Below are 20,214 nucleotides of genomic sequence, written 5' to 3'. Positions count from 1 at the left end.
AGCAAGAAGAACTACTTCGCCTTCTTGAACGGCGTGAAATTTCCCAGCCGGCAATGCGGCCCCGGGATCGTCGACCCCGGCTCCAGCGCGCGGATGCTGTCGTTCTTGCAGATCTGCGATCCGTGAATCTCCATCACGATCGTATTGCCCTCGCGCAGCCCGGGGCATTCGACGTCGAGCTGGTTCACATACAGCGTCCGGCCCGATCGATAGACCAAAGTATCCCGGTCGATGATCTGCGGCGTGCCGATGAAGCTCGAGCTCACGCAGTTCAGCGGCGCGCCCGCCGTGCGGCCCTGGATCGCCTTCGCCAGCTCGGCGTCGCCGCTCGTATCCTGCGCCGGTCCCATCGCGGTCAGGCCCGCCAGCGCCAGCGCGCCGAGGAAGAGCTTGCTCATGGTCACTTCGCCTTGGTGTAGGGGGTGAACTCGCCGATCGAGCAGGCGCCGGTGAAGAAGCCGCCACCGCCGCGCGAACGCGTCTCGATGATGTCGCCACGGCAATATTGGCTGCTGTAGCTCTTGATGACGAGGATATCGTCACCCGATCGACCGCAGCCGCCATTGGTCTTGTTGACCCACACCTTGTTGCGGCCTTGAATGTAGAGCGCGGTGTCGTTGTAGAATTTGATCTCGGTCGCCCGGTCGCGCGGCAGGCAGCTCACCGCCTCGCCCGCGGTCATCCCTTCGAGCCGCTTGGCCAGCCGCTCTTCCTGTCGCGCCTCGGCGGGATTTTGCGGAGTCGCGGCGCCGGCCGCGACGGCGGCGGTCAGCACGAATGCGGGAATGGCATAGCGGAACATGGAGACTCTCCTCTCAACCCCTTGCAAGGGTGAACGCACTCAGCCGCGAAAGCTATCCTTCGCGGCCCGGCGCTCAGCTAACACCTCTACAGATTGCGCGCGCATGAACGGATTCGTCGCCAGCTCGTCGGCGATGGTCGTCGGCACGGTCGGCTCGCCCGCTTCGCGCTTTGCATCGACCTCGGCCATCCGCGCGACGATCGCCTCGTTTTCCGGCTCGGCGACCAGCGCATAGCGCCCGTTCGACTGGGTATATTCGTGCGCGCAATAGACGCGCGTCTCGGGCGCCAGCCGCGCGAGCCGCGCCATGTTGCCGAACATCTGCGCCGCCGTCCCCTCGAACAGCCGCCCGCACCCCATCGCGAACAAGGTGTCGCCGACGAACACCGCATCATCCTGCGCGAAGTGATAGGCGATATGCCCCGCCGTATGCGCGGGCACTTCCATCACCACGGCGTTGTGCGCGCCCAGGCGCACCACATCGCCTTCGCCCACCAGCCGGTCAGCGGTGGGGATCTTCGCCGCCTCGCCCGCCGGCGCGATCACCTCGCACCCCGTCGCCGCCTTGATCTCGGCATTGCCGCCCGTGTGATCAGGGTGCCAGTGCGTGTTCCAGATCGCCCCGATCTTCCACCCGCGCTTCTCGGCCTCGGCCAGCACCGGCGCGGCCTGTGCCGGATCGACTACCATCGTGTCGCCGCTGTCGGGCTCGTGGACCAGCCACACATAATTATCGCTGAGGGCCGGGATGCGGACGATATCGAGCTTGCTCATGGCTTATCCTAACAGCGCCAGCGCTTCCCCGGCCAGCGTCTCGGTCAGTTCGGTCGCAGGCATCGCCCGCACGCGCGCAACCCCGGCCCCGGCCCAGAGCGGCGAATAATCCCCCCGCCCCTCCGCCTCGGCCTTCTTCCGCAACGACGCCAGTGCGTTCGACGCATAGGGAAAGGCTGGCGCGGCCTCGGAAACCGGCCCGATCTCGCGCATCAGCCGGTTGCGAATCCCCCGCGCCTCGCGCCCGGAGAACAGATTGGTGAAGGCCGCGTCGCTCGCAGCCTCAGTCCCCAGCAGCGCCCGGTGCGGGCGCGAAACCGTCGCTTCCGGCGTCGCCAGATAGGCCGTCCCGATCTGCACCGCGCTCGCCCCCAGTCGCAGCGCCTCGACGATCCCCGCGCCATCGACGATCCCGCCCGCCGCGATCACCGGCACCTCCACCTGGATCGCCCGCAGCAATTCGGCCAGAGGCACCGGCTTATGCCCGTCGAGGAACCAGCCGCTATGCCCGCCGGCCTCAGCCCCCTGAGCGATGATCGCATCGCACCTGCCCGCTGCCAGCCATTCGGCTTCGGCCACGGTCGTCGCATTGCCGATCACCACCGCCCCGGTCCTGCGCACCCGCGCCAGCAACGCCTCGTCGGGCAATCCGAAGTGAAAGCTGACGATCTCCGGCCGCGCGGCTTCCACCGCTTCGCACATCGTCGCATCGAACGGCCGCCGCAGCGGCGCGGGCGCGCCCGGCTCGACGCCCTCTTCGGCATAATAGGGCTTCAGCGCCGCCAGCCACGCGCTCTCGTCGGGCGCATCGCCCAGCGTGTGGCAGAAGAAATTGAGGTTCAGCGGCTCCTCGTCGGTTTCCGCCCGCACCTCGGCCGCCTGCAATATCACCTGCATCGGCGTCAGCATCGCGCAGGGCAGCGATCCCACCGCCCCCGCCAGCATCGCCCCGACGGCCAGATCGACGCCCCCCGCCCCCGCCATCGGCGCCTGCACGATCGGCAGGTCGGCAGCCGTAAGGTCGAGGAAGCGCGTGTCCGGCCAGTCGATCATCATGCTCGCGCCACCACCCGCTCTTCGAAGGCGGCGAGCATAGCCCATGCCCGCTCCCGGTCCGGTTCACCACGGCCTTCTACCACGTTGCGAAGTGCACAATATTCCCGCTCACTCCGCACGATGCCCCGCTGCAAAACTGCGTTCACCCGCGACCAGAAGCGCACCCGAACCTCGGTCAGCGTGGGAAACCCGGCTTGGCGCAGTCCTTCGTCGATCCGCGACAAGCTTTCGCCGCCGACGCTCTCCGTCTGCTCGATGATATCCCCGACGGCCATCGCCAAGCCGTTGCGGGCGTTCGATAGCGACGTTTCCTCGATGCGCCTCAACACTGCCACCGGGTGGCTATCCGCTGGCAAGCCAGCCCCTGCCCCCACCACATTGTCGATCATCCAGCCGAAGAAGCCCTTCAGAGGCTCATAATCCTCGGCAACGATTTTCATCTCACCACTCGCCGGTGTTCGGCATCGATGCCCAGGGTTCCTGCGGCGGCAGATTGCCGTCCTGCAGCAACTCGACCGAGATATTGTCGGGCGTACGCACGAACGCCATGTGCCCGTCGCGCGGCGGCCGGTTGATCGTCACGCCCGCGTCCATCAGCCGCTGGCACGTGTCGTAGATATTGTCGACGCGGTAGGCGAGATGCCCGAAATTGCGCCCGCCGCGATATTCCTCGCCCGGGCTGCCATCCTCGGCCGGCCAGTTGTGCGTCAGCTCCACCTGCGCCTCTTCGTCGCCCGGCGCCGCGAGGAAGATCAGCGTGAACCGCCCCTGCTGGCTGTCGAAGCGCTTGATCTCGTTCAGCCCGATCAGCTCGAAGAAACGGATCGTCGCCTCGGGATCGGTGACGCGGATCATGGTGTGGAGATATTTGGTCATGGCGCGGAGATAGGGTGGTGCGTAGCAATTCGCCAGCGTCAACAAATCCTACCCTGCAAGGGGGGAGGATAGCGCTCTACTTCTCCGCTCCGAACTGCCCCAGCGCATCGCGCGCGGCATTCGCCTGCGCGCTGCCCGGCGCCAGTTCCAGCACCCGCGCCCATGCCGCCCGCGCGGTCGGCTCGTCGCCGCGCAGCGCCGCGATGTTGCCTGCCTCGAGCTGCACCGAAGCATCGTCGGGCGAGCGCCGCAGCGCTTCGTCGATATCCGTCTTGGCACGCGCCAGATCGCCCATCCGCCGCGCCAGCGTGGCCGACAACAGCCAGCTCAGCGGGTCTTCGGCGGCATGGATCACCGCCTTGTCGAGATCGCTCCGCGCCCCGTCATTGTCGCCGGTCGCCACGCGTGCCCGTGCCCGGTCGAGATGCGCCTCGCCCAGCGCCAGCCCGCTCAGGCTGGTCGAAACCAGCGCCGCGTCCAGCGCCGCGCGCGCCTTCACCGGATCGCCCGCTGCCAGCCACGCATTGCCTGCCTGCGCCCAATAATCCCCGGCCTTGGCTTCCTGGCCCAGTTCAGCTTCTCGCGCCGCTTCCTCGAACGCCGCCGCCGCCGATTCCCAGCGGTCCTGATTGGCATAGGCCAAGGCGAGGCACTGCTTCGCCCGGTGCCCGCCGCCATCGCCGCGCCACTTGATCGCTTCGGCTTCGCCCGCCTTCGGATCGCCGGTGGCCAGATCGACGCACCGCTCGTACCGCGCGGTCACACTATCCCGTGCCGGGGGCGGAGCATCCTGAATCGCCACTAGGAGGAAGGCTGCAAGCATGAAATCACGTCCTCGACACCGCGGATGATGAGCGCGATGTCCTTGTCGCGCGAAAGCCGGTGGTCGCCGTCCTTGACCAGCCAGGTCTGCACCTCGGCTGAACGGAATTGCGTGGCCAGTTGCGTTGCCCGCTGCCACGGGACATCCTTGTCCTCCTGCCCCTGGATCAGCCGCACCGGCCCGTCGAACGGGATCTGCCCGATCATCATCCGGTTCGCTTCGCCCGATGCCCAGAACGCGCGCGTGGTCACGGTCGGCTGGTCCGAATAGGCCGAAGGCACTTCGATCCGGCCATGCTGGAGCAGGGTCATCTTCTGTTCGGTGGTGAAGCCCCAGTCGGTAAAGTCCGGAGCCGCCGCGATGCCGACAAGCCCCGCGATCCGGTCCGGCCGCGCCTTCGCCGCCATCAGCATCACCCATCCGCCCATCGACGATCCGACCAGCACCGCCGGGCCTTCGGTCAGGCTCTCGATCAGGTGCAGCGCGTCGTCGCGCCAATTGACGATGGTCTGGTCCTCGAACGCGCCTTCGCTCGCGCCGCACCCGGCATAGTCGAAGCGCAGATAGGCCCGCCCCTGCGCCTTGGCCCAGGCCTCCAGCGCCACCGCCTTGGTGCCGGTCATGTCGGACGCATAGCCCGGCAGGAAGACGATCGTCGGCCCCTTGCCCGGGGTGTGATGATAGGCCAGCCGCGGCCCTTCGGCTTCCTGTGGGATCTCGGATTCGCTCATGCGGGCTGGCTTAGCGGGGAGCGCCGCTCCGCGCCAAGCTCAAACCCCCTTGAACGTATCGCACTGCGCCGGATCGCCGCTCTCCAGCCCGCGCCGCAGCCACTGCATCCGCTGGGCCGACGTGCCGTGGGTGAAGGTCTCCGGCTGCACGCCGCCGCGCGCCTGCTTCTGCAGCGTATCGTCGCCGATCGCGTTCGCCGCGGTCATGCCTTCCTCGATATCGCCCGCTTCCAGCCGGCTGCGGTTGCGCGCCGCCCAGACGCCCGCGAAACAGTCTGCCTGCAGCTCCAGCCGCACCGACAGCGCATTGCCCTCGGCTTCGCTCGACTGCGCCTGCATCCGCCGCACCTCATCCGACGTGCCCAGCAGATTCTGCACATGGTGGCCGATCTCGTGCGCGATCACATAGGCCTGGGCGAAATCGCCCTTCGCCCCGAACCGGTTCGAAAGCTCGTCGAAAAAGGCGGTGTCGAGATACACGCCATTGTCGCCGGGGCAGTAGAACGGCCCGACCGCCGACGACGCAGCGCCGCAACCCGACTGGACGTTGCCCGTGAAGAAGTTGATCGTCGCGGGCTGATATTGCCGCCCGGCCGCCCGGAACAGCGCGTCCCATGTCGTCTCGGTGCTGGTCATCACCTGGCACGAGAATTTGCGCTCGGCCGTGCTGCACGCCGCCGCGCCGCTGGCGCCCGCGGTACGCGATGCCGGCCCGCTGCCCCCGCCGCCGGTCAGGCTGCCCAGCCCGCCGCCGAACATCATGAACGCGATCACGCCGATGATCACGATGGTGCCGATACCCCCGCCGCGTCCCAGCAGCAGCGGCAACAGGCCCAGCAGTCCGAAACCGCCGCCACCCCCGCCGCCGCCGCTTCCCAGATCGCGGGCATGTTCGGTGGGATCGAGATCGTCGAGCCGCATGGCATCCTCGTGTTCGTTAGGTTGCCGCAACAATGCATCAGCGCCGCAGACGTTGCACCATAAATTCCTCCCCCAGCGAGCTGGGGGAGGTGGCGGCGCGAAGCGATGACGGAGGGGCCGCTGCCGGAACGCAGCGGTGTCGTCGACCGCAAGCGTCACAATCGCCGCGCTGTGTCCGGCCGCCCCTCCAGCACCGCTTCGCGGCGATCCCCTCCCGGTGCCGGGGAGGATTTGTGCATCCAACATGACGTCCTTTTCACTTGCCCCATCATCGCCGCGTCGCCACATCGCCCGCATGGCCGATGCCCCCTCCCGCCGCGCCCGCCTGCCCTTGCCCGACACGGTTGCGCTGGTGCTGCAGGGCGGCGGCGCGCTGGGCAGCTATCAGGCCGGCGTGATCGAGGCGCTGGGCGAAGCCCGGATCGGCGTCGATTGGGTCGCGGGCATCTCGATCGGCGCGGTCAACGCCGCGATCTTCGCCGGCAATCCGCCCGAGCGCCGCTGCGAACGGCTCAAGGCCTTCTGGGAAACCGTCACCGCCGCACTGCCCAGCTTCCCGATCCCGTTCGGGGATCAGGCGCGCGAGATGGTCCATGAATGGTCCGCCGGGATGGTCGCGCTCACCGGCGTGCCGGGCTTCTTCAGCCCGCGCATGTTCCCGCCGGCGCTCGCCACGCCGGGCACGCCCGCCGCGCTCAGCTTCTACGATTCCGCTCCGCTCAAGGCGACGCTCGACAGCCTGATCGACTGGGATCTCGTCAACGAAGGCCCGGTCCGCCTCTCGGTCGGCGCGGTCGATGTCGAAAGCGGCAATTTCCGCTATTTCGACACCACCACCGATCGGATCGACGCCCGCCACGTCATGGCCTCGGGCGCGCTGCCGCCGGGCCTGCCCCCGGTCGAGATCGACGGTCGCTTCTACTGGGACGGCGGCATCGTCTCGAATACGCCGCTGATCCACGTCCTCGATCACCAGGCAGCACCCATGCTGGTCTTCCAGGTCGATCTCTTCGCCGCAGCGGCCGACATGCCGAAGACCATTCTCGACGTCGTCGCCCGCGAAAAGGAGATCCGCTTCTCCAGCCGCACCCGCGCCGTCTCGAACGAGCGGATGAAGCTGCGCCAGGAACGCCAGGCGATCCGCAAGCTGCTGGCCAAGTTGCCCGCGGAACTGCGCGACGATCCCGATGTCGCCGCGCTGCGCACCGCCGCCGACGAGATGCCGGTCAGCCTCGTCCACCTGATCTACCGCGCCAATGCGTGGGAGGGCGGCAGCCGCGACTTCGAATTCTCGGCCCGCTCGATGCGCGAGCATTGGCTCGCCGGCCGCGCCGCGGTGAACGAGACGATGGCCAATGCCGAACTCGTCGCCGCCGACATCATCGACGGCAAGACCGCCGCCTTCGACCTCACCCATCGCTAGTCAGGAGTATTCCATGTTCCTCAAGGGCAAGACCGCCATCGTCACCGGCTCCACTTCGGGCATCGGCCTCGCTTATGCGAAGAAGCTCGCGGCCGAGGGCGCGGCGGTGATGATCAACGGCTTCGGCGATCCGCAAGCGATCGAGAAGGAACGCGCCGAACTCGAATCCCTATCGGGCAAGGCGCTCTATGACGGCGCCGACATGTCGAAGCCCGATCAGATCGCGGCGATGGTCGCCCGCGCCAACGCCGAACTCGGTGGCGTCGACATCCTCATCTCGAACGCGGGCATCCAGCATGTCTCGCCGATCGAGGACTTTCCGGTCGAGAAATGGGATGCGATCATCGCGATCAACCTCAGCTCGACCTTCCACCTGATGCGCGCCGCGGTACCGCTGATGAAGGCGAAGAAATGGGGCCGGATCATCACCACCGCGTCGGCGCACAGCCTGGTCGCCAGCCCCAACAAATCGGCCTATGTCGCCGCCAAGCACGCCATCGCCGGCCTGACCAAGACCGTCGCGCTGGAAACCGCGACGCACGGCATCACCGTCAACTGCATCTCGCCCGGCTATGTCTGGACGCCTTTGGTCGAAAACCAGATCCCCGACACGATGAAGGCCCGCGGCCTTACCCGCGAGCAGGTGATGAACGACGTCCTCCTCGCCGCCCAGCCGACCAAGGAGTTCGTCCAGATCGATCAGGTCGCCGCGCTCGCCCTGTTCCTGTGCCGCGACGAAGCCGCTGCGATCACCGGTGCCAACTATTCGATGGATGGAGGCTGGACCGCGGCCTGATACCCGGCCACAACAGGCGGGTGGGGCAGATACGAGGATCGATGTTTATCAAACCCGTTGCTGCCCTGCTGCCTGCCAGCCTGATTTCCGCTGCCCTGCTTTCCGGATGCAGCGTCTATCGCGAGGCGACCAACCCGTCCTCGATCGCGACGCTCGACTGGCGGCAGGCCGCGACCGATGCCGACCGCCTCCGCCTGCGCGGCTGGCGCAAGGCATGGGACGAAGCGCTGCCCAAGGCGCGCGCCGCCGACGCCGCCGCGCTGGCGGCCGACCCGGTCCTGTTCGATCCCGATCGCGCCCAGCCCGAGGCCGCGCCCCCGCCCGGAAACTATCGCTGCCGCACCTACAAGCTGGGCGCGAAGGGCACCGGGATGCGCGATTTCACGGCTTATCCGTGGTTCGATTGCCGCATCGCGCAGGAAGGCAATGTACTGAGCTTCCACAAGCTCACCGGCTCGCAACGCCCCACCGGCCTGCTCTTCAGCGACGCCCGCGCGCGCCAGATCTTCCTCGGCACGCTGGTGCTGGGCGACGAGACCTCGCCGCTCCGCTACGGCACCGACGCCAGCCGCGACATGGCCGGCTATCTCGAACGCATCGGCGACAAGCGCTGGCGGCTGGTCTTCCCCTATCCGCGCTTCGAATCCCTGCTTGACGTGATCGAGCTGGTTCCGGCGGGCTGAACCCCTTCTTCGTCACCCCGGCCTTGTGCCGGTGTCCACCGCGAGGCTGGACGAAGACGATGCGACTCTCGCGGAAACGGGACCACTAACCCGCTTCTTCCCTGCTCGCGGCACGGTGGCCCCCGGCACAAGGCCGGGGTGACGGAAGTTGCGTGCAGCCGCTTGCGCTTCGCCCGCGTCTCCGCAAGGTTGCGCCCCAACAATCAGGGGAACCCGCCGATGCTCCGTCACTTGCTGCTGTCCGCCGCCGCCCTTGCGATGACCGCCACGCCGCCCCTCGCCGCGGCCGCCGCCGCCGCCGCCGCCGATCCCGTCCGCGACGCGACGCAGAAGGCCATGCCGCAGCTGATGGACTTCTACCGCGATTTCCATGCGAACCCCGAGCTGAGCAATCACGAGACCCGCAGCGCCGGCATCCTCGCCGCCGAAGCGCGCCGGCTCGGCTTCGACGTGACCGAGAAGGTCGGCGGCCACGGTGTCGTCGCGATCCTGCGCAACGGCCCCGGCCCGGTGATCATGATCCGCGCCGACATGGACGGGCTTCCGGTGGTCGAGCAGACCGGTCTTCCCTTCGCTTCCAAGGCCATCGGCACCGCCGAGAACGGCGTCGAAACCGGCATCATGCACGCCTGCGGGCATGACACGCACATGGCTTCGTGGATCGGCACGATGCGCAATCTCGTGGCGATGAAGGCGAAATGGTCGGGCACGCTGATCATGATCGGCCAGCCCGCCGAGGAAGTCGGCACGGGCGCCAAGGCGATGATCGCCGACGGCCTGTTCACTCGCTGGCCCAAGCCCAGCCACGCCCTCGCTTTCCACGACGTGCCGTCGCTTCCGGCCGGCACGATCGGCATCCGCACCGGCTATGTCATGGCGGCGGTCGACTGGGTCGACATCACGGTGAAGGGCGTGGGCGGCCACGGCGCCTATCCGCACAAGACCAAGGACCCGATCGTCCTCGCCTCGCGCCTCGTCGTCGCGCTCCAGACGCTCGTCAGCCGCGAAGTCGATCCGCTGGAATCGGCCGTCGTCACGGTCGGCAGCTTCCACGGCGGGGCCAAGCCCAACGTCATTTCCGACACGGTCCAGCTCCAGCTCACCGTCCGCTCGTACAAGCCCGAGGTGCGCAAGCTGCTGCTCGACGGCATCGGCCGGATCGCGCGCGGCGAGGCGATCGCCGCCGGCATGCCCGACGACAAGATGCCCGAGGTGATCATCAAGCCCGGCGCCACCCCCGCCACCTTCAATACCGAGCCCTTTACCGGCCGCATGACCAGCCTCTTCACTGCCCGCTTCGGCGCGGATCGGGTCGTCGATCTCGCCCCCCAGATGGGCGGCGAGGATTTCGCCAATTTCTACGTGCTCGATCCCTCGGTCCAGAGCCTGCTCTTCTTCGTCGGCGGCGTGCCCCGGGCGCAGTGGGACGCATCGCAAAAGCCCGGCGGCCCGGGCCTGCCCTCGCTTCACAGCCCCTTCTGGGCGCCCGATGCCGAAGGCGTGATCTCGACCGCCACCGAAGCCATGACCGCCGCCGCGCTGGACCTGCTCAGGAAGAAGTGAGCCGATGATCTACTATGTCCCGCAACTCCGCCCGGCCGTGACCGGCACCAGCGGATTGCTTGCGCGCCTGTTCGGCAAGCGGGGTGAGGCGGAGGCTCCCCCCGCCGAGCGGCTCGGCGGCCTCCCCTGGGGCCTGCCTTCGGAACTCTGGCCGCGCTGCGCCGAATGCGGCGGATCCCAGTCGCTGATCGCGCAGTTCCGCCATCACGCGGAACGCCTGCCGCTGGGCGGCGACGGACGGATGCTGTTCGTGTTCCAGTGCAATCACGATCCCGGCATGTGCGAGACCTGGGATCAGGATTCGGGCGCCAACGCTGCGTTCATCGTCGAACCCGAAGCGCTTGGTCAGGCCGAAAGCACGGTCCCCGCCGACGCGCCGCCTCCGGACCCGGCGATGCTCGTCACCGGCTGGGAAGCGCAGGAGGACGGTCTTACCCCCGAACAGAGTGCAGCCTTCTTCAGCGAAGCCGGCATGGAAACGCTCGACGACGATGTGCTCGATCAGGAACGCCACGACGGCACCCAGCTGCTCGGCGTCCCCTGCTGGATCCAGAGCCCGGACGAAGCGCCCCGGGGCTGGCGCTTCCTCGGCCAGATCGGCAGCTATTATCTCTCCGAGGACAATTATCTCGACGCGCACAATTTCGGCGATGGCGGCATCGCCTATCTCTTCGCCGCCGAAGCGCCCGAAGGCGGCATCCCGCAAGTGAAGATGTTCTGGCAATGCGGCTGATGCTGACGTCCCTCTGGCAACGCCTGCGCGCCGATTTCGCGATGCTGCTCGCGTTCCTCGGCTTCGCGGCGCTTTCCTTCGTCTTCCTCAAGCTCGCCTCCGAAGTGCTGGAGGGCGAGACGATGACGCTCGATCGCTGGATCATCACCGGCCTGCGCAGCGCCGATCCGACCGTGCCGATCGGGCCGAGCTGGTTCGAAACGATGATGCTCGACGTCACCGCGATGGGCGGCGTCTGGGGCCTCACCCTGATCACCCTGTTCGTCACCGGCTTTCTGATCGTCGCGCGCAAATACGCCACCGCGGGCTTCGTCGCCTTGTCGGTGATCGGCGGCGCGCTGCTCGGCACCGGGCTCAAGGCGCTGTTCGACCGCCCCCGGCCCGATCTCGTCCCGCATCTGGTCGAAGTCAGCAACGCCAGCTTCCCCAGCGGCCATGCGATGAACAGCGCAGTGGTGTTCCTCACCCTCGGCGCCCTGCTCGCCAGCACGCATCGCAGCCGCCGCGTCCGCATCTATCTGATCTCGGTCGCGGTCGGCCTCACCCTCGCGGTGGGGTTCTCGCGCGTCTATCTCGGCGTCCACTGGCCCAGCGACGTGGTCGCGGGCTGGTGCATCGGCGCGGCATGGGCCATCCTGTGCTGGATCACCGCGCGCCTGCTCCAGCGGACGCACCAGATCGAGCAGCCGGGCGCAGTTCCGGTGGAGGAAGAGGGAGGTCCGCCATGATCCTGTTGCCGCTCGCATTGCTCGCCAGCGTTCAGGATGTGCCCCAGCCGCACCAGCCGGGACTCGAATATGCGCTGCTCCAGCATGAGATCCGCGTCGTCACCTATCCCGAGGAATGCCGCGGGGCGCGCCCGGCGGCCAGCTGCATCAAGCCGCCCAAGCGGATCAAGGTCCGCAACTTCGATTGCCAGACGCGCGGCGCCGACGCGAAGGGCGAGCCGCTCCTCTATTGCCGCGTCACCTATATCCGCGCCGGCGGATCGCTGGCCAATGTCCAGTCGAACAACGAATGCGTGGCCCTGCGCAGCTATGAGGTAGACGGCGTCGAACACGGCTCGACCTATACCGACTGGCGCGTCGCGCTGGTCGATACGAAAGGCAAATGCCCCGGCGCGCGCGAATGAATGAAATAGCGCCTTCGCACCCCTTCAGGCTGATCCTCAGCTACGCGATCCCGGCGCTCAGCCTCCTCTGGCTGATCTGGACCGCCATCGACTTCGGCTATCTGCACGGCTGGGCCGCGGCGCAGGGCGTGACTCGCTTCCACTATCCCATGATCGAACTCGCCACCGCCCTGTCCGCACTCGCGATCGGCATGGCGCTGACCCGGACGAGATTCTGGATCGCATCCCCGGCAATCGCGATCATGGTTGTGCTGATCTCGCTGGTCTATTGGATCGGCGCGACGGCCTGACCACAAACGGAAACCGCCGCCGCAACCTGAGTTGCAGCGGCGATCCAGAGCTACATCGATTTATGCGGAACCGGCCTCAGCCCAGCCCCAGCTTCTGCGCGATCTTGCCGATCAGGCCGGGCTCGTTGCCCTTGGCCAGCTTCGCTTCGGCCTTCGCGTCATATCCCGAACTTTCGGGCGGTTCGTGATTATGTACCGGCTGGGTCGTCGCGGGCGGGTCCGACGCGTCCATCGACTCGTCGAGACCGCGGTCCAGCCGCGCCTCCTTGCTTTCCGGGTTGCGATAGAGGCGCTGGGCGATGGATTCATCGGTGCCCGCATCGGCAGCCAGCGTCGGGGCGGGCTTGCCGGCATCCTCTGGCGCCGGCGTCACGGACATTCGGTCCATCGCCGGGTCGATCGGGTTCGCTTCCATTGTCACTCTCCACTTGAGCGTTGCCGTAATGAAACGAGTGGAACCCGCCCCCGTTCCCCGGCTCGGCGCAAAGAAAAACGGCCCGGCGAATTTCTTCGCCGGGCCGTTGATCCGTGTCAGTTCCGGGGAACTTAATCCCGCGCACTGCCGAACAGGCGCAGCAGGAACAGGAACATGTTGATGAAGTCGAGATAGAGGTTCAGCGCGCCCATGATCACGACCTTGCCGACCATGTCGGTGCCCGCGACATAGGCGTACATGCTCTTGATCTTCTGCGTGTCGTACGCGGTCAGGCCAGCGAAGATCAGCACACCGGCGGCGCTGATCACGAAGCCCAGCGAGTCCGAGCGCATGAAGATGTTCAGGATGCTCGCCACGATCAGGCCGACCAGACCCATGATCAGGAAGGTGCCGAAGCCCGACAGGTCCTTCTTGGTGGTGTAGCCCCACAGGCTCAGGCCCGCGAAGCCGGCGGCGGTCGCGAAGAAGCACTGCGCGATCGACATGCCGGTATAGCGCAGGAAGATCGTCGAGAGCGAAAGGCCCATCAGCACCGTGTAGGTCCAGTAGAGCGCCTGCAGCGTGCCGGTCGACATGCGGTTCTGGCCAAAGCTCATCGCGAACACGACGATCAGCGGCGAAAAGATGATGATCAGCGGCAGGATGCCGCCGCCATAAAAGACCTGCGCCGCCAGCGAGCTATCGCCGCCCCATGCGAACAGCATGGCGACGATGCCGGTCAGCAGCACGCCCGAGGTCATGTAATTGTACACCGACAGCATGTACGAGCGCAGCCCCGCATCGAATTCGGCGGTGCTCGTGTCCACATGCGACGCATAGGCTGCGCCCGGCTGCGGATCGGACCAATTTGCCATCTTCAACTCCTCTGCACCGGCAATTCTGCCGTTTCGTCTCCAAATATCATCGTTCGCGGTCTGTTTTTCAAGCAAAACCGGGTCCCGCGCCGGGTGTTAATCATGAAGCGGCCCCGCTAGGGTCGAGCGATGCATCGCCTCTTCGTCGGCCTCCGCCCGCCCGCCGCGATCCGGGCGCGGCTCCTTGCCCTGATGGGCGGCATCCCCGGCGCACGCTGGCAGGACGACGGCCAGCTTCACATCACCCTGCGCTATATCGGCGAAGTCGAACGCCCGGTGGCCGAGGATGTCGCTCTCGCGCTCGGCCAGATTCACTGGCCCGCGATGCAGGTCGCCTTATCCGGCACCGGCGAGTTCGAGGACAAACGCGGTCGTCCCAACGCGATCTGGGCAGGCCTGCGCCCGCACGACGAGCTTGCCGGGCTCCACCGCAAGATCGATCAGGCGCTGGTCCGCCTCGGGCTCGAGCCCGAACGCCGCGCCTATCTGCCTCACATCACACTCGCCCGCCTGACCGGTCAGCCCGGCATCGCCGATCGCTTCCTCGCCGATCATGCGGGGCTCTCGAGCGAGCCGTTCGGCTTCACCCATTTCACCCTGTTCGAAAGCACGCTGGGCAGCGAAGGTGCGATCTACGAGACGATCGAGCGCTACCAGCTGGATTGACCCCGCCACGACGGGATTTGCCAACCGCACGTCGGCCCTTAGAACCATGCCATGCGCACTCCCGCCGACCCCGGCAACGCCCTCGCCGCCAGCCTCACGAAGCTCCGCACCGAATTCTCGGTTCCCGAAGCCTTCCCCCCCGAAGTCGTCGCCGCCGCCGAAGCCGCCTCAAAGTACGCGCCAACCGATCACGCCGACCGCACCGATCGCCATTTCGTCACGCTCGACCCCGCCAGTTCGACCGATCTCGATCAGGCCTTCGCCATCGAGACTTCGGGCAGCGACGTCCTGCTCCACTATGCCATCGCCGATGTCGCCTGGTTCGTCGCCGATGGCGACGCGATCGATGCCGAGGCATGGCGGCGCGGCCAGACCATCTACCTGCCCGACGGCAAGGCGCCGCTCTATCCGCCGGTCCTCAGCCAGAACGCCGCCAGCCTGCTGCCCGACGGCCCCCGCCCCGCGGTGGTCTTCACCGTCCGCGCCGCGCCCGATGGCGCGGTCCGGCTCGACGGCGCCGAGCGCGCGGTCATCCGCAGCCGCGCCAAGCTCGCCTATGACGCGGTAACCGCTTCGGACCTGCCGCCCGGCTTCGCCGAGTTCGCCCGCCGCATCCAGTCGGCCGAAGCCGCGCGCGGCGCAGCGCGCGTCGATCCGCCCGAACAGGAAGTCGCCGCCACGCCCGAGGGCGGCTTCGCGCTCACCTTCCGTCCGCGGCTCCAGTCCGAAAGCGACAATGCCGCGCTTTCGCTCGCCGCCAATCTTGCCCTCGCCGACGCGCTTCAGGCGCACCACACCGGCCTGTTCCGAGTCATGGCCGGGCCGAGCGAACGCGCCATCCACGCCCTGCACGATGCCGCACGCGCACTCAGCATCGATTGGCCCAAGGGCATGACGCTGGAGCAGTTCCAGCGCAGCCTCGATCCCGCCGATCCCGCCCAGGCCGCGTTCATGCTCACCATCCGCCGCGCGGGCGACGGCGCATCCTATATCCCCTATCGCGAAGGCGTGGTCCCGTGGCACGCCGCGATGGCCGCCACCTATGCCCATGCCACGGCGCCGCTGCGCCGCCTCGCCGACCGCTATGTCGTGCAGGCCGCGCTCGCGGTCGCCAATGGCCGCGCCGTGCCCGATGCCGTCGCCGCGGCCTTCCCGAAACTGCCCAGGGTGATGGCCCGCTCCGAAGCGCGCGCCGGCCAGATCGAACGCGCCGTGATCGACCTTGCCGAAGCCGTGATGCTTCGCGACCATGTCGGCCAGGCGTTCACCGCCGTGGTCACCGACACCGACGAACGCGGCGCGCGTATCCAGCTGTGCGGCCTGCCCGTGATCGCCCGGATCGTCACCGAAGCCGCCCCCGGCGACACGCTTCACCTCCGCCTCGCCGCCGCCGATCCCGCCACGCGCGCATTGTCGTTCGAACGGACCAGCTGACCGTGCGGGGCTTGCGCTGCAAGCCATTGGAACATATAGCGAACGCATGGCGCAGCTCGATGTCCGCGAAAAGCTCGAAATCCTTGCGGACGCCGCGAAATACGACGCGTCCTGCGCTTCGTCGGGCACCGCCAAACGCAGCTCGGCGGGCCAGAAGGACGGGATCGGCTCGACCGAAGGCATGGGCATCTGCCACGCTTATGCGCCCGATGGCCGCTGCATCTCGCTGCTCAAGATCCTGCTGACCAACAGCTGCATCTTCGACTGCCATTATTGCATCAATCGCAAGAGTTCGAACGTCCGCCGCGCGCGCTTCACTGCGAAGGAAGTCGTCGATCTCACCCTCGCCTTCTACCGCCGCAACTATATCGAGGGCCTGTTCCTCTCCTCGGGCATCATCCGCTCGTCCGATTACACGATGGAGCAGATCGTCGAAGTCGCGCGGTCGCTGCGCGAGGATCACGGCTTTCGCGGCTATATCCACCTCAAGACGATCCCAGATGCCGATCCGCTCCTGCTCGAAGCTGCCGGCCGCCACGCCGATCGCCTCTCGATCAATATCGAACTGCCCACCGTCGCGGGTCTCGCCCGCCTCGCGCCGGAAAAGGATTCGACCCGGATCGAAGGTGCGATGGGCGCGCTCAAATCCTCGATCGAGGATGGCCGCGACGCCGTGAAACGCTATCGCTCCGCGCCCTCCTTCGCCCCTGCCGGCCAGTCGACCCAGATGATCGTCGGCGCCGACGCCGCCACCGATCGCGACATCGTCGGCCGCGCCGCGTCGCTCTACGACCGGCACCAGCTCCGCCGCGTCTATTATTCCGCGTTCAGCCCGATCCCCGACGCCAGCACCGTCCTCCCGCTCAAGCGCCCGCCGCTGATGCGCGAGCACCGGCTTTACCAGTCGGACTGGATGATGCGCTTCTACGGCTATCGGCCGCAGGAGATCGCCGCCGCCGCCGATCCCGCGTCGGGGATGCTCCCGCTCGATATCGATCCCAAGCTCGCCTGGGCGCTGCGCTTTCGCGAGAGCTTCCCGGTCGACGTGAACCGCGCGCCGCGCGAAGCCTTGCTCCGCGTCCCCGGCCTCGGCGTGAAGGCCGTCGACGCCATCCTCGCCACCCGGCGCTGGCGGCGGCTCCGGCTCGAGGATGTCGCTCGCCTCACCCGCGGCATCGCCAAGCTGCGCCCGTTCCTGATCGCCGCCGACTGGCGTCCCGTCGCGCTCGCCGACAGCGCCGATCCGCTGCCGCAGGCAGCCGCGCCGCGCGAGCAGCTGGAACTTTTCGCCGCCTGAAACGCCGGACAGCGCAGGAGATCGCGATGCCGCTGGTGCGTCTGGACGCCGAGGATGACAGCGACGGCTGGCGCGCCGCCGCCCGTGCGCTGGCGCTCGCCGAAATCCCGCCCGATCGCATCAGCTGGCAGGTCGGCGACGCGCCGGCCGATCTGTTCGCCGACGCCCCCGGCCCGCTTCCGCCGCCGGTCGCAGGCGCGCAGTTCGGCGTGCCCCGCCGCTTCGTCGATCTCGCCGAAAGCGTGATCCTCCACAGCGATCCCCAGCGCTTCTCGCTGCTCTATGCGATGCTGATGCGGCTGCGGCGCGAGCCCGGTCTGATCGGCGACGAAGCCGATCCGCTGCTCCGCCGCCTCGAAGACCTCGCCAAATCGGTCCGCCGCGACATCCACAAGATGCGCGCCTTTCTCCGCTTCCGCGAAGCCCCGGACGACGACGGCGAGCCGCGATTCATCGCCTGGTTCGAGCCCGAACATCACATATTGCGCGCGAACGCCGGCTTCTTCGTCCGCCGCTTCGCCACGATGCGCTGGTCGATCCTCACGCCCCGGGGCAGCCTCCACTGGGACGGCGACACCGTGCTCGAGGGTCCCCCCGCCAGCCGCGAGGACGCGCCCGAAGGCGATCCGATCGAAGCGGTGTGGAAGACCTATTACGGTTCCACCTTCAATCCCGCCCGGCTCAAGATCGACATGATGACGAAGGAGATGCCCAGGAAATATTGGAAAAACATGCCCGAAACCGCCTTGGTGCCGGGCCTGATCGCCGCCGCCCAACGCCGGGAGAGCCAGATGATCGCCACCGCCCATGCCGCCCCGCCGGTCCACGCCAATGCCGCGAAGGCGCTTGAAGCCCTGCGCGAGGAAGGCGCCCACTGCACCCGCTGCCCCTTGTGGAAGCCTGCGACCCAGACGGTGTTCGGCGAAGGCCCTGCCGACGCCCGGCTCATGTTCGTCGGCGAGCAGCCCGGCGATCAGGAGGACCTTGCCGGCCACCCGTTCGTTGGCCCCGCCGGCCAGTTGTTCGATCGCGCGCTCGCCGAAGCCGGCGTCGATCGCGCCGCCGCCTACGTCACCAACGCGGTCAAGCATTTCAAGTTCGAGCGACGCGGCAAGCGCCGCATCCACGAACGCCCCAATGCCGGCGAAATCACCGCCTGCCGCTGGTGGATCGATCAGGAACGCCAGATCGTAAAGCCCGCCCTCACCGTCGCGCTGGGCGCCACCGCCGCCCATTCGCTGCTGGGCAAGGCCGTCACCCTCTCGAAACTGCGCGGCGCGCCCATCGCGCTGCCGGATGGATCGGAAGGCTGGGTCACCGTCCACCCCAGCTTCCTCCTCCGCCTTCCCGACGAAGCCCGCCGCGCCGAGGAATATGCCGCCTTCGTCACCGACCTCCGCCGCATCGGCGAACGCGTCGCGGCGCTGGCCTAGTCTCCGCCCTCCAGCACTTGCTGCAACGGCCCGCGCACCGCGAAGATCACTGCGGCCCCGCCAAGCGCGATCGCCGCATCCAGCGTCCAGAACGCCACATTGCTCATCTGGTCGTAGAAGCTGCCGACCCAGCCCATCGCCGTCGTTCCCGCGAACAGCGCCAGGAAGGCGCCGCCCATCAGCGTCGCATTGAGCTTCGCCGGGGCCGATCGCGACACCAGCGCCAGCAGGATCGGCCAGTACCACATGAACGCCACGCCCATGCCGACGAACCCGGCCAGCACCCACAGCACCGAAACCCGCCCGTCCGCGCCCGCGAGCACGCTCCCCAGCGCCAGCGCCAGTGCCGACAGGCCGGTCAGCGCCGCGCCGATCGCCATCTTGGTGACGCTCCCCGGCTCTCGCCCGCGCCGGGCCTGCCACGCCCATAGCGCGATCAGCGGCGCGGCCACCACGATGCTGGCGAAGCTGTCGACCGAGTTGAACCAGCTTGCCGGCACGGCGCCGAAGGGCGAAGCGAGGTCCACCTTCTGGTCGATCCACACGATCCCGATATTCCAGATCATCGAATAGGCGAGCACGCCCGGCACGGTCAGCGCGATCAATCCGATCAGTGCCCAGCTCCGCGCCTTCTCCTCGCGCGTCAGCGGCGGCATCGCCGTCCGGACCTCGCGCCGTTGCGGCCGGCGCTCGGGCAAATGCCGCTGCCCGGCCAGATAGATGACCAGCGCCAGCAGCATCAGCACCGCGGCCAGCCCGAACCCGGCGTGCCAGCCCCACACTGCCGCGACCGTCCCCGTCGCCAGCGGCCCCAGCACCGATCCGATGTTGATGCCGGTCGAGAATATCGTGAAGCCGCGCTCGCGCAGCGATTCCGCCGCTTGCGGGTACAGCGTGCCCACCTGTGCCGAGATATTCCCCTTCAGGCATCCCGATCCGAGAATCAGCAGCAGCAGCGCGATCAGGAAGCTCGAATCGAACGACATCGCCAGATGCCCCGCGCTCATCAGCAGCGCGCCGGCCACCACCGTCCGCTTCGCGCCCAGCCAGCGATCGGCGATCATCCCGCCCAGGATCGGCGTGAAATAGACCAGCCCGCCATACCAGCCATAGATCAGCGAAGCGAAGGCCGCGTCGCTGATCGGCCCGCGAAACTCGAAGACGCCGCGCAGGGTCTCCAGCCCCAGCACATGCTCGGCATGGCCCGGCATCAGCAACTGCTTGACCAGATACAGCGAGAGCAAAGCCGCCATCCCGTAGTAGGAAAACCGCTCCCACAGCTCGGTGAACGCCAGATAGGCCAGCCCCTTGGGATGCCCGCCCATCCAGCCGCGCCCGCTCGCCACTTCGTCCGTCATCGCCGCTCCCCTTGCCTGCACAGGCTGGCAGAAAAGGCCGGGGGCGACGAGCGGCAAACTTGCCAAGGTTTTAATTGCGACTCATTCTTAATCTCGATAACAAGCCCGCAAACGCCATCGCGCGGCCATCAAG

Annotated in this window: 24 protein-coding genes; 12 read left to right on the top strand and 12 right to left on the bottom strand. The window is 67.6% G+C overall.

All coding sequences use genetic code 11. The features are described from left to right. Nucleotides 1-11 precede the first annotated feature (11 nt). The 9 genes from HHL13_RS00375 to HHL13_RS00335 form a co-directional block, all read right to left on the bottom strand. Entirely contained in the window at nucleotides 12-398 is a 387-nt protein-coding gene (locus HHL13_RS00375) for a hypothetical protein (protein WP_169553814.1), read from the bottom strand. A 2-nt stretch (nucleotides 399-400) separates the two neighbouring features. Next, the gene (locus tag HHL13_RS00370) at nucleotides 401-802 is read right to left on the bottom strand and encodes a hypothetical protein (protein WP_169553813.1); all 402 of its coding nucleotides are present in this window, start codon (nucleotides 800-802) and stop codon (nucleotides 401-403) included. A gap of 39 nt (nucleotides 803-841) precedes the next feature. Continuing rightward, the gene (gene gloB / locus HHL13_RS00365) at nucleotides 842-1,576 is read right to left on the bottom strand and encodes a hydroxyacylglutathione hydrolase (RefSeq protein WP_169553812.1); all 735 of its coding nucleotides are present in this window, start codon (nucleotides 1,574-1,576) and stop codon (nucleotides 842-844) included. Nucleotides 1,577-1,579: 3 nt separating this feature from the next. Continuing rightward, nucleotides 1,580-2,632: a nitronate monooxygenase family protein gene (locus HHL13_RS00360; RefSeq protein ID WP_240953582.1), complete on the bottom strand. Its 1,053-nt coding sequence runs from the start codon at nucleotides 2,630-2,632 to the stop codon at nucleotides 1,580-1,582. After that, entirely contained in the window at nucleotides 2,629-3,072 is a 444-nt protein-coding gene (locus HHL13_RS00355; RefSeq protein WP_169553811.1) for a hypothetical protein, read from the bottom strand. The genes HHL13_RS00360 and HHL13_RS00355 overlap by 4 nt, the downstream gene beginning before the upstream one ends. Nucleotide 3,073: 1 nt before the next feature. Next, entirely contained in the window at nucleotides 3,074-3,508 is a 435-nt protein-coding gene (locus HHL13_RS00350; protein WP_169553810.1) for a VOC family protein, read from the bottom strand. A gap of 76 nt (nucleotides 3,509-3,584) precedes the next feature. Next, nucleotides 3,585-4,271 carry a tetratricopeptide repeat protein gene (locus tag HHL13_RS00345; RefSeq protein ID WP_346775448.1) on the bottom strand — a complete coding sequence of 229 codons (687 nt, stop codon included), beginning with the start codon at nucleotides 4,269-4,271 and terminating at the stop codon, nucleotides 3,585-3,587. A 38-nt stretch (nucleotides 4,272-4,309) separates the two neighbouring features. Then, nucleotides 4,310-5,062, bottom strand: a complete 753-nt coding sequence (locus HHL13_RS00340) for an alpha/beta hydrolase (RefSeq protein WP_169553808.1) — start codon at nucleotides 5,060-5,062, stop codon at nucleotides 4,310-4,312. A 39-nt stretch (nucleotides 5,063-5,101) separates the two neighbouring features. Next, complete coding sequence (locus tag HHL13_RS00335; RefSeq protein ID WP_169553807.1) at nucleotides 5,102-5,983, bottom strand: neutral zinc metallopeptidase; 882 nt, start codon at nucleotides 5,981-5,983, stop codon at nucleotides 5,102-5,104. A gap of 295 nt (nucleotides 5,984-6,278) precedes the next feature. Here HHL13_RS00335 and HHL13_RS00330 point away from each other — a divergent pair, with 295 nt between their 5' ends. The 8 genes from HHL13_RS00330 to HHL13_RS00295 all read left to right on the top strand — a co-directional run bounded on the left by HHL13_RS00330 (nucleotide 6,279) and on the right by HHL13_RS00295 (nucleotide 12,603). Further along, nucleotides 6,279-7,406 (top strand): patatin-like phospholipase family protein, encoded by a 1,128-nt coding sequence (locus HHL13_RS00330; RefSeq protein WP_169553806.1) that lies wholly within the window; start codon nucleotides 6,279-6,281, stop codon nucleotides 7,404-7,406. A gap of 13 nt (nucleotides 7,407-7,419) precedes the next feature. Next, a complete protein-coding gene (locus tag HHL13_RS00325) occupies nucleotides 7,420-8,202 on the top strand; it encodes a 3-hydroxybutyrate dehydrogenase (protein WP_169553805.1) in 783 nt (260 codons plus the stop codon). 41 nt (nucleotides 8,203-8,243) lie between these two features. Then, nucleotides 8,244-8,885 carry a DUF4893 domain-containing protein gene (locus HHL13_RS00320; RefSeq protein ID WP_169553804.1) on the top strand — a complete coding sequence of 214 codons (642 nt, stop codon included), beginning with the start codon at nucleotides 8,244-8,246 and terminating at the stop codon, nucleotides 8,883-8,885. A gap of 219 nt (nucleotides 8,886-9,104) precedes the next feature. Beyond that, nucleotides 9,105-10,448, top strand: coding sequence for an amidohydrolase (locus HHL13_RS00315; RefSeq protein WP_169553803.1), 1,344 nt, complete (start codon nucleotides 9,105-9,107; stop codon nucleotides 10,446-10,448). Between the two features lie 4 nt (nucleotides 10,449-10,452). Beyond that, nucleotides 10,453-11,181, top strand: coding sequence for a DUF1963 domain-containing protein (locus HHL13_RS00310; RefSeq protein WP_169553802.1), 729 nt, complete (start codon nucleotides 10,453-10,455; stop codon nucleotides 11,179-11,181). Further along, nucleotides 11,181-11,909 (top strand): phosphatase PAP2 family protein, encoded by a 729-nt coding sequence (locus tag HHL13_RS00305; protein WP_206376805.1) that lies wholly within the window; start codon nucleotides 11,181-11,183, stop codon nucleotides 11,907-11,909. The genes HHL13_RS00310 and HHL13_RS00305 overlap by 1 nt, the downstream gene beginning before the upstream one ends. Next, the gene (locus HHL13_RS00300; RefSeq protein ID WP_169553800.1) at nucleotides 11,906-12,313 is read left to right on the top strand and encodes a hypothetical protein; all 408 of its coding nucleotides are present in this window, start codon (nucleotides 11,906-11,908) and stop codon (nucleotides 12,311-12,313) included. The genes HHL13_RS00305 and HHL13_RS00300 overlap by 4 nt, the downstream gene beginning before the upstream one ends. After that, nucleotides 12,310-12,603 carry a hypothetical protein gene (locus HHL13_RS00295; RefSeq protein WP_169553799.1) on the top strand — a complete coding sequence of 98 codons (294 nt, stop codon included), beginning with the start codon at nucleotides 12,310-12,312 and terminating at the stop codon, nucleotides 12,601-12,603. The genes HHL13_RS00300 and HHL13_RS00295 overlap by 4 nt, the downstream gene beginning before the upstream one ends. Before the next feature lie 76 nt (nucleotides 12,604-12,679). Here the strand turns inward: HHL13_RS00295 and HHL13_RS00290 are convergent, their stop codons facing one another. Beyond that, entirely contained in the window at nucleotides 12,680-12,982 is a 303-nt protein-coding gene (locus HHL13_RS00290; protein ID WP_240953581.1) for a hypothetical protein, read from the bottom strand. 167 nt (nucleotides 12,983-13,149) lie between these two features. Continuing rightward, on the bottom strand, nucleotides 13,150-13,893 hold the full coding sequence (locus tag HHL13_RS00285) for a Bax inhibitor-1/YccA family protein (protein ID WP_169553797.1): 744 nt from the start codon (nucleotides 13,891-13,893) through the stop codon (nucleotides 13,150-13,152). Between the two features lie 129 nt (nucleotides 13,894-14,022). On the opposite strand from HHL13_RS00285, the gene thpR reads away from it, so the two are divergent. The 4 genes from thpR to HHL13_RS00265 are packed head-to-tail and all read left to right on the top strand — an operon-like array spanning nucleotide 14,023 to nucleotide 18,723. After that, complete coding sequence (gene thpR / locus HHL13_RS00280) at nucleotides 14,023-14,559, top strand: RNA 2',3'-cyclic phosphodiesterase (RefSeq protein ID WP_169553796.1); 537 nt, start codon at nucleotides 14,023-14,025, stop codon at nucleotides 14,557-14,559. Nucleotides 14,560-14,610: 51 nt separating this feature from the next. Beyond that, the gene (locus HHL13_RS00275) at nucleotides 14,611-15,993 is read left to right on the top strand and encodes an RNB domain-containing ribonuclease (RefSeq protein WP_169553795.1); all 1,383 of its coding nucleotides are present in this window, start codon (nucleotides 14,611-14,613) and stop codon (nucleotides 15,991-15,993) included. 46 nt (nucleotides 15,994-16,039) lie between these two features. Beyond that, nucleotides 16,040-17,290, top strand: coding sequence for a putative DNA modification/repair radical SAM protein (locus HHL13_RS00270; protein WP_169553794.1), 1,251 nt, complete (start codon nucleotides 16,040-16,042; stop codon nucleotides 17,288-17,290). Nucleotides 17,291-17,316: 26 nt separating this feature from the next. Next, nucleotides 17,317-18,723, top strand: a complete 1,407-nt coding sequence (locus HHL13_RS00265; RefSeq protein ID WP_169553793.1) for a UdgX family uracil-DNA binding protein — start codon at nucleotides 17,317-17,319, stop codon at nucleotides 18,721-18,723. On the opposite strand, the gene HHL13_RS00260 is transcribed toward HHL13_RS00265, so the two are convergent. Beyond that, entirely contained in the window at nucleotides 18,720-20,081 is a 1,362-nt protein-coding gene (locus tag HHL13_RS00260) for a peptide MFS transporter (RefSeq protein ID WP_169553792.1), read from the bottom strand. The genes HHL13_RS00265 and HHL13_RS00260 overlap by 4 nt on opposite strands. Nucleotides 20,082-20,214 lie beyond the last annotated feature (133 nt).

Origin of the sequence: Sphingomonas sp. G-3-2-10 (assembly GCF_012927115.1) — a bacterium.
In the GTDB taxonomy this organism is placed as follows: domain Bacteria; phylum Pseudomonadota; class Alphaproteobacteria; order Sphingomonadales; family Sphingomonadaceae; genus Sphingomonas.
Note: the sequence above shows the minus strand (reverse complement) of the source record. Positions and strands in the feature narration are given on the sequence as shown.